Raw genomic sequence first — 13,355 nt, forward strand, 5'->3', positions numbered from 1 at the left:
AGCAGTACGATGCCGAAGTGCCCCTCCTGTAGTGGCTGAGCACAAGGGGAAGTGTGATGGCCGATGGAACGCTGCCGCGCTTGGGCCATTGGCCCGAAGTTACCGAAGAGGTGTTGCAGGCCATGCTGGCGGTTGTCAGCGACGGCGTGTGGGACTGGAACGCCAACACTGGCCAGGTGTATCGCAGCCACGGCTGGTACCAGTTGCTTGGCTACGCGCCGGATGCCCTGCGCAACACCATGCACAGCTGGACCCACCTCATCCACCCCGACGACTACGCACCGGTGATGGGCCACTTCGACGCCTGCCTGCAAGAGCGCCTGGGGGGCTTTCACATCCAGTACCGCTGCCGCTGCCAAGACGGCAGTTACCGGCTGATCGACGACCAGGCCCAAGTAGTGGCGCGCAACCCCGACCGCTCGGTGGCGCGGATGGTCGGCGCCTACCGGCTGGTGCAGCCCGGCGCCCGCCACCTGGAGCAGTTGCAGTTGCGCAACGACTCGCTCGAGCAGATGGTCGACGAGCGCACCCGCGCGCTCGAAGCGCTGAACCTGGAGCTGCGCCGCCAGCTCGACGAAAACCGCCAACTGGCCGAAACCGACACCCTGACCCGCGCCGCGAACCGTTACCGCTTCGAGCAGGTGCTCAGCCAGGCCTGCGAGCAGGCGCGAAGCTTTCGCCAGCCGCTGTCGCTGATCGCCCTGGACCTCGACGGCTTCAAGCTGATCAACGACCGCCATGGCCATTCCTGCGGCGACCGGGCGCTGGTCAGCGTGGCCCAGGCGATCAGCCAGTGCATCCGCCAGGTCGACACCCTGGCGCGCTGGGGCGGCGATGAATTCATGCTGGTGCTGCCCAGCACCCGCCAGGCCGACGCCAACGCCTTGGCCCTGCGGATCCAGCGGCAGATCGCCAGCTTGCCACCCGTTGGCCAGTGCAGCCTGGCGGTGAGCTTCGGCGTGGCGCAGTTCGAGGGCAGCGGCGACCAGGCCGACCTGTTGCTGCGCGCCGACCGCGCGCTGTACCGCTGCAAGGCCGCCGGTAAACGCCAGGCATGCGCCGAGGCGCCCAGGCGCGGTGGAATCTTGTAGGCTGGTGGCCCGAACAAGAACAAGGAGTTCAACATGGCCAACCCGCACCCCCTCGCCGGCGTGGACGAAATCGAATGCGTGACCCCCGACCTCAACGGCGTGCCGCGCGGCAAGGTGATGACCGCCCAGGGCTTTGCCGAAGGCCGGCGCCTGCAACTGGCCCGTGGGGTGATGCTGCAGGGCATCATGGGCGGCTACCCGCCGGCGCGGTTCTATGGCAGCGATGACGGCGACCTGGCCCTGGTGCCCGACACCCAGCACCTGTACCGCCTGCCCTGGAGCAGCACGCCGCGGGCCTGGGCGATCTGCGATGCCCAGGAGCTGAGCGGCGAGGGCTCGGCGTTATCGACCCGCGAACAGCTCAAGCGCGTGCTGGCGCGCTACGCCGCCCACGGCTGGGCGCCGGTGGTGGCCACCGAGCTTGAGTTCTACGTGTTCAAGCAGCATGCCGACCCCACCCAGCCGTTCGAGCTGCCGGCCGGCGAGTTGGGCTATGGCGCCTTCTGCGTGAGTTCGCACAACGGCTTGCGGCCGTTTTTCGACGAGGTATACCGCAGCATGGCCGCGCTGGGCCTGCCGCGGGACACGGTGATGCACGAAATGGGCGTTAGCCAGTTCGAAATCAACCTGCTGCACGGCGATGCCCTGCTGCTGGCCGACCAGACGTTCTTGTTCAAGCACCTGCTCAAGGAGGTTGGCCTGCGCCACGGCCTGAGCGTGGTGTGCATGGCCAAGCCGCTGGCGCACACCCCGGGCAGTTCGTTGCACATCCACCAGAGCGTGGTGCGCCTGGACGGCGGCGGCAACCTGTTCAGCGGCGCCGATGGCCGCGCCACCGAGGCGTTTTCCCACTTCATCGGCGGCCAGCAGCAGGCCATGGCCGAGCTCACCGCGTTGCTGGCGCCGAACGTGAATGCCTACCAGCGTTATTTTCACCCCTACGCCTCGCCGAACAACGCCTGCTGGGCCTACGACAACCGCGCCGCCGGCCTGCGCGTGCCGGCCAGCGCCCCAGCCGCGCGGCGCCTCGAGAACCGCCTGCCCGGCGCCGACGCCAACCCCTACCTGGCCCTGGCCACGGTGCTCGGCGCCGGTTTGCACGGCATCGAGCAACGCCTGGCGCCCAGCCCGCCGCTGCAAGGAGAATTCGAAGTGCCGGAAGAATTCAAGCTACCCTGTACCCTTCCGGCCGCTTTGGAGCGTCTGATGCGCAGCGAGTTGGCCGTGGAACTGTTCGGCAAGGAGTTCATCGAAGGGTTTGGCGCGACCAAGGCCCTGGAACTGGCCAGCTTCATGGGCGAAATCACCCCCTGGGAGCGGCGCATCCTGGCCGCGCAAGTGTAAACAAGGCAAGCCTGCCCGGCCGAGCGCGCCGGGCTTCATCTACCGTTGAAGGAGCCCTCTGGGCAGTCCGATGCGTCAAGTCTGGAAGAATTTTCGTGCGTTGTACTTCGCCGCCCTGCTGATGCTGATCGGCTCCGGCTTGCTGACCACCTACCTGAGCTTGCGCCTGGCCGCCGACCACGTCGACGGCCTGTGGGTGGGCGCGCTCACCGCGGCCTATTACCTCGGCCTGGTGCTGGGCGGCAAGCTCGGCCACCGGCTGATCGCCCGGGTGGGGCATATCCGCGCCTACACCGCCTGTGCCGGGATCGTCACCGCGGCGGTGCTCGGCCACGGCGTGGTCGGGCTGCTGCCGGTGTGGCTGTTGCTGCGTTTGCTGGTGGGCGTGGGGATGATGTGCCAGTACATGGTGATCGAGAGCTGGCTGAACGAGCAGGCCGAAGCGCGCCAGCGCGGGCTGGTGTTCAGCGCCTACATGGTGGCTTCGTACCTGGGCCTGGTGCTCGGCCAGTTGCTGCTGGTGGCGCACCCGCAACTGGGCCCAGACCTGCTGATGATCGTCGCCATCTGCTTCGCCCTGTGCCTGGTGCCGGTGGCGTTGACCAAAGGTATCCACCCGCAGCCGCTGCACTCGGTGCCGATGGAGCCGCTGTTCTTCATCAAGCGCGTGCCGCAATCGCTGACCACGGTGCTCGGCGCCGGGCTGGTGATCGGTTCGTTCTACGGCCTGGCGCCGCTGTACGCCACCGGCCAGGGCCTGAGCACCGAGGCGGTGGGTTTGTTCATGGGCTGCTGCGTGTTCGCTGGGTTGGTGGTGCAGTGGCCGCTGGGGTGGTTGTCCGACCGCTACGACCGCGCGCTGTTGATCCGCTGCATCGCCGGCGCGCTGTGCGTGGTGGCGCTGCCGCTGGCGGTGTTCCCGCAACTGCCGCTGGAGCTGCTGTTCGCCATGGGCTTTTGCGTGTCGTTGCTGCAGTTTTCGATGTACCCGCTGGCGGTGGCGTTCGCCAACGACCACGTCGAGCCGGAGCGGCGGGTGTCGCTGACCGCCATGCTGCTGGTGACCTACGGCGTCGGCGCCAGCGCCGGGCCGCTGCTGGCCGGGGTGCTGATGAAGCAGTTCGGCCACCAGATGCTCTACGCGTTCTTCAGCTTTGCCGCGTTGGTGCTGGTGCTGCGCGTGCGGCCAAAGGCGGTGACCAACCTGCACCAGGTCGACGACGCGCCGCTGCACCACATCCCGATGCCCGACAACATGACCGCCTCACCCCTGGCCGCGGCCCTCGACCCGCGGGTAGACGAGCAAGTGGTGGAAGACCAGATGAAAGACGGCCCGGCCAACCCGGTGCCCTGATGCTGGCTTGAGGGCCTATCGCCCGGCACAGCCGGCCTCCCACAGATTCTGTTTTGCCTCGTAAATCAAGCACTTACACAAATCTGGTGGGAGGCCGGCTGTGCCGGGCGATGGGCCCTAAAACCCACCCATCACACCCCCGCATCCACCCTCGCCAGCTTCGAAATCGAAGACAAATCCTGCTTCTCCATCCCCTGCGCCTGGGCCCTGATAAACCGGTCCCGCACAATGCTGGCAAACGGCAGCGGCACGTTCAGCGCCTCCGCTGCCTGCAGCACCAGGCGGTTGTCCTTGGCCGCCAGCGGTACGGTGAACCCCGCCGGCTCAAACTGCTGCTCAACGATCAGCTTGCCGTAGGTGTGGTACACCGGCGCGTTGAAGATCGACCCGGTGAGCATCTCCACCAGCGCCTTCGGCTCGATGCCGCCCTTGGCCGCCAACGCCGTCGCCTCGCCCAGCCCCTCGATCACGCAGGTGAGCAGGAAGTTGCCGATCAGCTTGAGCAGGGCGGCCTCCTGGGGTTTATCGCCGATCACGAACAGCTTCTGGCTGACCGCCTCGAACGCCGGCCGCGCCTGCTCGATCGCCTCGGCCGGCCCGGCGGCGGCGATAAACAGCTTGCCCGCGGCGGCCGCGTCCGGCCGGCCGAACACCGGCGCGCCGAGCAGCACCGCGCCCTGGGCCTGGTGGCGCGCGGCCAGGCGCTCGACCAAGGCGGTGCTTACCGTGCTCATCGAGGCATGGATCGCCCCCTGGCCCAGGCCTGCCAGCAGCCCCTCGGCGCCGTCGCACACCGCCAGCAGGGCGTTGTCGTCGGCGACCATGGTCAGCACCAACTGCGCCCCGGCCGCGGCCTCGCGTGGGCTGGCCGCCCACTGCGCGCCCTGGTCGAGCAACGGCTGGGCCTTAGCCTGGGTGCGGTTGTGCACGGCCAGGCTGAAGCCCGCGCGCAGCAGGTTCTGGCCAATGCCCAGGCCCATGTTGCCCAGGCCGATCAATGCGATGTTCATGGTGTTGCCTCCGGAGAAGGGGGGTGGAGTAACCGACCGCCAAGGCAGCGGCGCGGTTCAGCCAAAGCAGCGTAGCCGAGCGGCTCCGGTATACTCCCCCTATCGCCGCCGCCCCGGAGCCCCCATGCCAGCAGAAGTACCGCCTCGCCCCGCCGGGCCGCCGCGCATGGCAGACGTCGCCCGCCTGGCCGGGGTGTCGAAGATGACCGTGTCGCGCGTGCTGGCCGGGCGCGATGCCTCCGCCGCCACCCGCCAGCGGGTGCAGGCGGCCATCGACGAACTGGGCTACCTGCCCGACGCTGGCGCCGGGGCGCTCTCGCGGGGGCATTCCGAGTTCGTGGTGGCGCTGGTGCCGTCGATCATGAGCTCGAACTTCGCCGACACCGTGCGCGGCCTCGGCGATGCCGTAACGCCCCACGGCCTCAGCCTGCTGCTGGGCGACACCCACTACCACCTCGAAGAAGAAGCCCGCCTGGTGCGCACCCTGCTGCGGCACCGCCCGCGCGGGATGATGCTCACCGGCACCGCCCACCTCGACAGCACCCGCCACCTGCTGCGCCAGGCCGGGGTACCAGTGGTCGAAACCTGGGACGTGCCCAGCGAACCGATCGACCAGTGGGTAGGTTTTTCCAACGCCGAGGCCGCCGCGGCGATGGTGCGCCACCTGCATGGCCAGGGCTACCGGCGCATCGGCTTCATCGGCGGCGCCTCACCGCTCGACCACCGCGGCCGGCAACGGCAAAGCGGCTACCAGGTGGCACTGACCGCCCTCGGCCTGGCGCCACGGCTGGTGGAACATGGCGCCTCGCCGATCACCATGAGCCACGGCGGCGAGGCCGTGCGCCTGCTGCTGCAGCGCTACCCAGACTGCGACGCGGTACTGTGCGTGAGCGACCTCTCGGCCTTCGGCGCGATCATGGAGTGCCACCGCCTTGGCGTGAAGGTGCCCGGCGGCCTGGCGGTGGCCGGGTTTGGGGACTTCGAAGTGTCGCGCTACTGCGAACCGCCGATCACCACGGTGGCGGTAGACCCTTACACCCTGGGGGTGAAGGCCGGGGAGCTGTTGATCCGCGCGATGCAGGGCGAGCGCGACGGCAACCCGCGCCCGGCGGGCGGCGAGTTGACCGGCTATAGCATCATCAGCCGAGCGAGCACCTAGCGGTACTGGTTATTGCAGAGCGCTTGGCTTAGTATCGGATCCCGTCGTTACCGCGTTCGCCTCAATGGGTTGTTGGGCAGGGTATTGCGCTTCGCTTACCGCCAACCCAAGGACAACCCCATGAACGACGCCTACCTGTTGCTGGCGCTGGCCGCGGTCGCCATCGCGCTGTTCGGCCTGGCCACCCACCGCCTGCCGCTGCTGGCCCCCGATGCCTTGCACCGGGTGTCTACCCTCGACGGCCTGCGCGGCCTGCTCGCCACCCTGGTGGTGTTGCACCACTTCGCCATTACCTGGCAATGGAAGCTCACCGGCCTCTGGCAGCTCACCCCCAACGGTGTGATCAACAACTTTGGCGCGGTGGCCGTGTCGCTGTTCTTCATGATCACCGGCTACCTGTTCACCCGCAAAATCCGCAAAGACCCCACCGTGAACTGGCGCGGCCTGCTGGTTGGCCGGGTGCTGCGCATCTACCCCATGTACATCGCCAGCGTCGCCGCGCTGGTGGTGATCGCCTGCGCGCTCAGCGCCGAGCCGCTGGGCCTGCGCAACCTGCTCAAGCCCATCGCCGGCTGGTTGCTGTTCGGCGGCCCGGCGGTGGCCGGCTACGAAGCCACCCGGCTGATCAACGCCTCGGTGCAATGGAGCCTGCTCTACGAAGCGCTGTTCTATTGCAGCCTGCCTTGGCTGTGCCTGCTGTTGCGCCGGCAGTTTTCGCTGTGGCCGGTGCTGCTGGGCAGCCTGGGCATCGTCGGCTTCCTGGTGCTGTTCCATCAATCCCTCAGCCCCAAGTACCTCACCCTGTTCGCCGTGGGCATGGCCGTGGCCCTTGCCGAACCCTGGCTGCGCGCCCGCGTGCAGCGGCCCGGCCACTGGGGCTACAGCGCTGTGGCCGTGCTGGCGCTGATAGCGGCCTTCAGCCTGCAGGACTACACCCAGGCGCAAATGCTGCTGCTGGGCATCCCCTTTGCGCTGATGGTGCTGGGCAACACCCTCGGCGGCCTGCTGCAACTGCGCGTGCTCAAGGTGCTGGGCGAAGTGAGCTTCAGCGTTTACCTGCTGCATGGCATTGTGCTCACGTTGCTGTTCACCGTGTTTGGCCTGTACGGCTTCAGCGGCAGCAGCCTGGGCCAGTTCGCGCAGTTCTGGCTGCTGCCGGTGCTGTGGCTGGCGTTCAGCCTCAGCGTGCTCACCTATTGGGGCATCGAGCGGCCGTTCGTGCGCTGGGCAGCAGGGGCGGGCAGGGCGCGGCGTGGCGTGGCGCCACCCGCCTCGCCAGCGCTCTAGGCGGGAAGTTGGCAATGATTTTCATTCGAGCACGGCGCAACGGTGGGCTAAGCTGGCAAGGCTTATTCACTGCCCAAGGCCAACTACGATGAAAACATGGATCGCCCTCACCGTTGCACTGTGCGCCAGCGCCAGCGTGCACGCCGCGGATTCGCTCAAGGTCGAGCTCAAGGAAGCCACCGCCGATGGCGCCGGTAAAAGCATCGGCACCGTCACCCTCAGCCAGAGCGCCTACGGCGTGGTGTTCAGCCCTGAACTCAGCGGCGTGGCGCCCGGCGTACACGGCTTCCACGTGCACGCCAACGGCAGCTGTGCGCCCACCACGGTAGACGGCAAAGCCGTGCCGGCCGGCGCCGCCGGCGGCCACTGGGACCCAAAAAACACCGGCAAGCACAGCTTCCCCTGGGACGACAACGGCCACCTCGGTGACCTGCCGGCGTTGATCTTCACCGCCGACGGCAAAGCCGAGCAACCGGTGCTGGCGCCGAAAATCAAACAACTGGCCGACCTCAAAGGCCACGCGCTGATGGTCCACGTGGGCGGCGACAACCACGCTGACCACCCCATGCCCTTGGGCGGTGGCGGCGCCCGCTTCGCCTGCGGTGTGATCGAATAACCCCATAAATGGTTTTACTGAACGCATGACCTGACTGGCCCTTCGCCCGGCACAGCCGGCCTCCCACCAGATTTTTGTAAGCCATTGATATTAGGCGCAACACAGACCTCGTGGGAGGCCGGCTGTGCCGGGCGATAGGCCCTGAAGCTCGTGCACAAATTCAGCAGAGTTCACAGATTGATCCCCTCCATAAAGCCCTGAAATCGCTTCAGTGAACAGCATTACGGCTGTGCCGGGCGATGGGCCCGAAGCCTGAAACAAACCTCCTAGGCCCCAGGCCCCGACGAACGGTCCCCCAAAACCCCGTCTTTTCCCTCCAACAGCCTGAATTACTTCAGAAAAGTCAAGCGCCGCGCTGTTCAAATTCATCAAGCCATGCTACAACCTCTTAAGAGGTGCCTAGCTTCTTGATAAAGAAGGGAAAAATATGACGAAATCGGAACTGATCGAACGTATTGTCACCCACCAGGGCCTGTTGTCTTCCAAAGACGTTGAACTGGCCATTAAGACTATGCTCGAACAGATGTCGCAGTCGCTGGCCACGGGGGACCGCATCGAGATTCGCGGTTTCGGCAGCTTCTCGTTGCACTACCGCTCGCCGCGTGTGGGCCGCAACCCGAAAACCGGGCAGGCGGTCACGCTGGACGGCAAGTTCGTGCCGCACTTCAAGCCAGGCAAAGAACTGCGCGACCGAGTGAACGAAGACGTGGAGGACCACGCCTGATCCATCGCTTCAAAGGGGGTTGAACGTGCGTAATTTCAAACGGCTGCTGCAGGCCACAATCGGCCTGATCGTCGCGGCGGCCTGCCTACTGTTCGTGCTGGAGAACCAGCAGGCGGTAGCTTTGTCTTTTCTCGGCTGGTCCGGGCCCGAGTGGCCGGTCGCCGTTCTCGTCTTGCTTGCCTTCCTGCTCGGCCTGGCCATCGGCCCACTGATCGGCTGGTTCATCGCCATGCGCGGCCGCCGGCGCGTCAAGCGCGCCATGCTGGCACGGCAAAAAGCCCAGGCAGCAGCGCCGGTGCCTGCGCAGCAGGTGTGATTCGCCAGCCACAGCACTGCTGTGGTGGTGCCAGGCGATAGGCCCGCCAGCCGTACACAGCAACTCAACGAGTCGTTCCCCAGCCAGGTGGTGAAAGCCTTGAAACCGCTCTATCTCGCGGTTTAATTGTAAAAGAATTGTGAAACCCCCACGTTTTATGTGTTACAAAACGGCTGCTACTGTCATTTTGTAATCACCGGTTTGGGGCCATGATCAGCGAAGCGTTCGCAAAACAACTCGGCTACAACGTCAAATTGGGCTGCGGCCGCACCACCCTGCATTTTCGCGAAGCGCCCAGCGCTACCCTACTCAACGGCCTGGGTGAATGGCTGCGGCAGCCGCCCAAGGCGCGCACCTCCAGCGCGCCCTTGCTGCGTAAAGGCCTTGCCCTGTTTACCAAGCGCACCGTGGTCCATACCTTGAGCAAACGCCTGCGCATCACCCGCGGCGCCAGCAAAGGCAACGGTATGCTCGATTGGCCCATCGAAGAAGTGTGCAACACCGCCGTCGCCAATCACCGTGGCGCGCGCATGCCCAGGTTGGTGGGGTACGGTTACACCCGTTCGCGGTTGGGGCTGGTTGAAGAACTGTTCCTGTTCACCGCCATGCTGCAGGGGCATAGCAACGGCCTGGAGTGGCTGGAGCGCAACCCCGGCCGGGCGCAGGTATTGGTGCGCAAGGCCTTCGCTGTGCTCAAGGCCCTGCACGGCAAAGGCATCAGCCACATGGACTTCTGGGCCGGCAATGTGATGGTGCCCGATGACGAAACCCAGCCCGCCAGCGCCGTAGACCTTGAGAACGGCTTTACCACGCCGCCGCCCCATCTGCCTGAGTTACTGGCCTTCCAGTTCGGGTTCTTTTATCACCGGTTCGTGTACCGCTACATGCTCGAGGCTGACTACGACCACCTGGTGGCAGAAGCCCTGCCAGCCTACGGCGAAGTACCGCCAGGGCGCTTCGATGCGCTATACGCCAAGGCCAAGCACGAGCCGATTGGCCGGGTTACCCGGCGGCGTATCTTTTTGGAAGGGCGCGTGTAGCGGTGCCGCGCGCGAGGGCGTAGTCGGCCTGCCAGCATGCCCCTGCAAGCCGCAACACCACAGATCTGGTGGGAGGCCGGCTGCGCCGGGCGATAGGCCCGCCAGCTCAAGCACGCGGTAAAACCGCTGCCGCACCCAAGGCTGTTGGTCCCTCATCCATCATGTGGGCTGCGTGGGTGAACAGCATGGCAGCACTACCACACCAAGGGCCACCCAGCCCTCTAGCTTTACTGGCACATCACCAACAACTTGCGCGTGGTCAGCCCCGCAGGGTTGATCCCCATAAAACCGGTGTCTTCGTCCTCCCCATGCTGGCTCGACTTTGCCAACACCTTGTAACCGCCTGCGCCACAGGCCACAGCGGCACTGGTGTAGCACCGGTCCCAGGAAGAATTAAGCCCCGAACAACTGATGTGCACGCCCTTGCGGCCGCGATGCACTTCGGTTTCGGAGGTAGCAGCACAGCCCACCAGGCTGAACAAACACAGGGCGACCAGCAAACGCTTCATTACATACCTTCTGTTACGGCGCAAGTTCAACAGAACAAGGGTTAGGCTTGCAAGCACGCTACAACTTTATGACAACAGAATGATGACGTTGCCTGCAACCCTAATAAGATTTTTTCCTATAGCACCCAAGGGGTTGCGCTACCCAGGTTGACGCCCAGCCACCGGTGAGGAAAAACTTGGTGTTTTGGTAACGGCGTTGTCACACATGAATGTATTCAAACGTGCCTGGCTCGACCGCAAGCTCAAACGCGCACTGGCCCGCCACGGCTGCCGGCTAGACAGCGGCCTGCGCGGCCTGCGCGAGCAGGCCCAGTTACTGCTGGAGCCCAAGGTCAAGCTGCACAACGTCAAGGTATATGCCAAGCAATTGCGCATCGGCGCCTACACAGACATCGTCAGCGGCACCGAGCTCAGAGACGTCGCCCACATCGGCCGCTACTGCTCGATCGGCGCCAACTGCGTGATCGGGCAAAACCGCCACTCACACCCACTGAACTGGCTCACCACCAGCGGCGCCTTGGGCCACGCCCCAAGCCCTGGGCAAACCCCAACGCCCACCAGCATCGGCCACGACGTCTGGATAGGCCGCGACGTGATGATCATGAGCGGCGTGACCGTCGGCGTCGGTGCAGTGGTGGGCGCGCAATCCCTTGTTACCAAAAACGTACCCGCCTACGCCGTGGTCGCCGGCTCCCCGGCGCGGGTGATTCGCTACCGCTTCGATCAGCCCCTGCGTGACGCCTTGCTGGCGTCCAACTGGTGGAACGTTCCCCGTGCCGAACTGCTCAAGGTCGGGCCTCGGATGCACGACCCCGAGGCAATGCTGGGCCTGCTGCCCAGCCTGCCCAAGGCGGCGCAGCCCACCACCTTACTCAAGGTACAGGTATCGCCTTGGCAGGTCGGCCCCAGCGGCCTGTAACATAAATGCGAAATTCCCTTATGGAAAACAAGGGCATCTGCTGACCTAATGCGCGCTCGCTTTTTTGGAGCCTGCCCCATGCCCTTGCCTGCGATCACCCACCACGGCGCCGTGAACGGCGTCACCGGCTCATGCCACCAATTGCATTTGCCCACCGGCAACAGCCTGCTGGTGGACTGCGGCCTGTTCCAGGGCGCAGACGCCCCCCGTGGCAACAGCCTGGGGTTCAGCACCGAAGGCATCATTGCCCTGGTGGTCACCCACGTGCACATCGACCACGTAGGGCGCATCCCCCAGCTACTCGCGGCAGGCTTCAACGGCTCCATCCTCTGCAGTATTCCGTCTGCCAAGCTGCTACCGCTGGTGCTCGAAGACGCCTTTCGCATGGCCTACAGCCGCGACCGGCAAACCGTAGAACGCTACATCCAGCGCATCAGCGCGTTGATCGTGCCCTTGCCGTATGGCCAATGGCACCCGCTGCCTGGCGAAGGCATTGGCGCCGTACGCTTGCAACGCGCCGGCCACATCCTCGGCTCCGCCTACGTAGAGTGCGACGTACCCCACCCAGGCGGGCACCACCGCGTGGTGTTCTCCGGAGACCTCGGCAACGGCGACTCGCCCTTGCTGGTCAGCCCCACACCGCCCGAACGCGCAGACATCCTCGTGCTCGAGAGCACCTACGGCGACCGCAACCACAGCGGCCGCGAACACCGGCAACAAAACCTGGAACGGGTTATCGACCACGCCCTGGCAGACCACGGCACCGTATTGATCCCAGCCTTCAGCCTGGGCCGCACCCAAGACATCCTCCATGAACTCGCTGAAATCCTGGAACGCAAAGCCTTGAGCGGGGAGGGCGCCGTGGGCGAAAACCCCATCGACTGGCCGCAACTGCCGGTGATCCTAGACTCACCCCTGGCCAGCCGTATCACCTCGGCCTACCAAGAGCTCAGCCACTTCTGGAACGAAAAAGCCCAACAGAGCAACCGGCTAAGCTTTCCCCAACTGATTACCGTAGACAGCCACACCCAACACCAAACGGTGGTGAATTACCTGGCCAGCACCCTGCGGCCGGCTATTGTGATTGCAGGCAATGGCATGTGCTCCGGTGGGCGGGTGGTGAACTACCTCAAGGCCATGTTGCGCCAGCCGCGGCATAACCTGGTGTTTACGGGGTACCAGGCGAAGGGTACGCCGGGGGCGGTGTTGCAGGCGGCCGAGGGGAGTGAAGGGTTTGTCGCGGTGGAGTTGGATGGGGAGCGGTATGACGTGAATGCGCGGGTGTGTACGGTGGGTGGGTATTCGGCGCATGCGGATCAGGCGGGGTTGGTGGGGTTTGTCGATGGCATACAGATCGTTCCTACTTGGGTAAAGTTGATTCATGGGGAGCGCGTTGCAAAGGCCGCACTGGCGAAGGAGCTTCGGCGGACCCTGGCCCCTAGTGCACGAGTATTGGTTGTCTGAGGTCTTGAGCGCCGGTTTGTAGGCCATTAATGCTCGCCGTCTAGCTGTCGCTGATCTGAATGATCTTTTGCATGCACTGCTACCAAGGTTAGCCCTGGAAGGTGAATTGACCCACCCCGTTGTCTATGCTGAGCTTTTTGGTTTGCCATCATCCATCCGATCAGCAGGTGCTGTTCGAGGGCCATCGGCCATTGCCCAAAGTCAGATCGATGCTCGTGAGAGCCTTAGGATTTCAAAATTTGCCATGCGTATAGCTTGCGGAAGGTCTGTCCCCCACAGAGAATAATGGGCCTGAGGACGTGGGGGGGCACCTACCGTTGGTAGTGTACACTGCGTTGATATTCCAGCTTGAAACTGACATCCCCGGAGCTTAGACGGTCGTTGTAATAGCTTGGTTTCGCCTGTTCGGTTTAGGCAACCAATAGAAAAATTTCGAATCATTTTACTGATGGCAAAATTCAGGAAGAGGCAAATGGCTATATACTGCGCATCTATATTTGAACTTTTCACCGTGTTTGAATT

At 64.7% G+C, this 13,355-nt stretch carries 13 protein-coding genes; 11 read left to right on the plus strand and 2 right to left on the minus strand.

Annotated elements, in window-relative coordinates; all coding sequences use genetic code 11:
• Window positions 1-56: 56 nt before the first annotated feature.
• The 3 genes from ACFZCE_RS15230 (at window position 57) to ACFZCE_RS15240 (ending at window position 3,789) form a co-directional block, all read left to right on the plus strand.
• Window positions 57-1,091 (plus strand): diguanylate cyclase domain-containing protein, encoded by a 1,035-nt coding sequence (locus tag ACFZCE_RS15230; protein WP_390940360.1) that lies wholly within the window; start codon window positions 57-59, stop codon window positions 1,089-1,091.
• Window positions 1,092-1,124: 33 nt separating this feature from the next.
• The gene (locus tag ACFZCE_RS15235; protein ID WP_390940363.1) at window positions 1,125-2,435 is read left to right on the plus strand and encodes a glutamine synthetase family protein; all 1,311 of its coding nucleotides are present in this window, start codon (window positions 1,125-1,127) and stop codon (window positions 2,433-2,435) included.
• Between the two features lie 70 nt (window positions 2,436-2,505).
• Window positions 2,506-3,789 carry an MFS transporter gene (locus tag ACFZCE_RS15240; RefSeq protein ID WP_390940366.1) on the plus strand — a complete coding sequence of 428 codons (1,284 nt, stop codon included), beginning with the start codon at window positions 2,506-2,508 and terminating at the stop codon, window positions 3,787-3,789.
• A 131-nt stretch (window positions 3,790-3,920) separates the two neighbouring features.
• Here the strand turns inward: ACFZCE_RS15240 and ACFZCE_RS15245 are convergent, their stop codons facing one another.
• Window positions 3,921-4,799, minus strand: coding sequence for an NAD(P)-binding domain-containing protein (locus ACFZCE_RS15245; protein ID WP_390940368.1), 879 nt, complete (start codon window positions 4,797-4,799; stop codon window positions 3,921-3,923).
• Between the two features lie 124 nt (window positions 4,800-4,923).
• Between ACFZCE_RS15245 and ACFZCE_RS15250 the strand changes: the two genes are divergently transcribed.
• The 6 genes from ACFZCE_RS15250 to ACFZCE_RS15275 all read left to right on the plus strand — a co-directional run bounded on the left by ACFZCE_RS15250 (window position 4,924) and on the right by ACFZCE_RS15275 (window position 9,941).
• Complete coding sequence (locus tag ACFZCE_RS15250) at window positions 4,924-5,958, plus strand: substrate-binding domain-containing protein (RefSeq protein WP_390940370.1); 1,035 nt, start codon at window positions 4,924-4,926, stop codon at window positions 5,956-5,958.
• A 120-nt stretch (window positions 5,959-6,078) separates the two neighbouring features.
• Complete coding sequence (locus ACFZCE_RS15255) at window positions 6,079-7,245, plus strand: acyltransferase family protein (RefSeq protein WP_390940372.1); 1,167 nt, start codon at window positions 6,079-6,081, stop codon at window positions 7,243-7,245.
• A gap of 88 nt (window positions 7,246-7,333) precedes the next feature.
• On the plus strand, window positions 7,334-7,861 hold the full coding sequence (gene sodC, locus ACFZCE_RS15260; protein ID WP_390940374.1) for a superoxide dismutase [Cu-Zn] SodC: 528 nt from the start codon (window positions 7,334-7,336) through the stop codon (window positions 7,859-7,861).
• 427 nt (window positions 7,862-8,288) lie between these two features.
• Complete coding sequence (ihfB, locus tag ACFZCE_RS15265; RefSeq protein WP_390940376.1) at window positions 8,289-8,585, plus strand: integration host factor subunit beta; 297 nt, start codon at window positions 8,289-8,291, stop codon at window positions 8,583-8,585.
• A 25-nt stretch (window positions 8,586-8,610) separates the two neighbouring features.
• The gene (locus ACFZCE_RS15270) at window positions 8,611-8,901 is read left to right on the plus strand and encodes a lipopolysaccharide assembly protein LapA domain-containing protein (protein ID WP_390940378.1); all 291 of its coding nucleotides are present in this window, start codon (window positions 8,611-8,613) and stop codon (window positions 8,899-8,901) included.
• Window positions 8,902-9,110: 209 nt separating this feature from the next.
• Window positions 9,111-9,941, plus strand: a complete 831-nt coding sequence (locus ACFZCE_RS15275) for a hypothetical protein (RefSeq protein WP_390940380.1) — start codon at window positions 9,111-9,113, stop codon at window positions 9,939-9,941.
• Between the two features lie 227 nt (window positions 9,942-10,168).
• Here the strand turns inward: ACFZCE_RS15275 and ACFZCE_RS15280 are convergent, their stop codons facing one another.
• Window positions 10,169-10,450 (minus strand): hypothetical protein, encoded by a 282-nt coding sequence (locus ACFZCE_RS15280; RefSeq protein WP_390940383.1) that lies wholly within the window; start codon window positions 10,448-10,450, stop codon window positions 10,169-10,171.
• 205 nt (window positions 10,451-10,655) lie between these two features.
• Between ACFZCE_RS15280 and ACFZCE_RS15285 the strand changes: the two genes are divergently transcribed.
• Together ACFZCE_RS15285 and ACFZCE_RS15290 are read left to right on the plus strand one after the other, a co-directional pair.
• Window positions 10,656-11,369, plus strand: a complete 714-nt coding sequence (locus ACFZCE_RS15285; RefSeq protein ID WP_390940385.1) for a DapH/DapD/GlmU-related protein — start codon at window positions 10,656-10,658, stop codon at window positions 11,367-11,369.
• Window positions 11,370-11,447: 78 nt separating this feature from the next.
• Window positions 11,448-12,833, plus strand: a complete 1,386-nt coding sequence (locus ACFZCE_RS15290) for an MBL fold metallo-hydrolase RNA specificity domain-containing protein (RefSeq protein WP_390940387.1) — start codon at window positions 11,448-11,450, stop codon at window positions 12,831-12,833.
• The last annotated feature ends 522 nt before the right edge of the window (window positions 12,834-13,355 follow it).

This window comes from Pseudomonas sp. NPDC007930 (genome assembly GCF_042958985.1).
Classification (GTDB): Bacteria; Pseudomonadota; Gammaproteobacteria; order Pseudomonadales; family Pseudomonadaceae; genus Aquipseudomonas.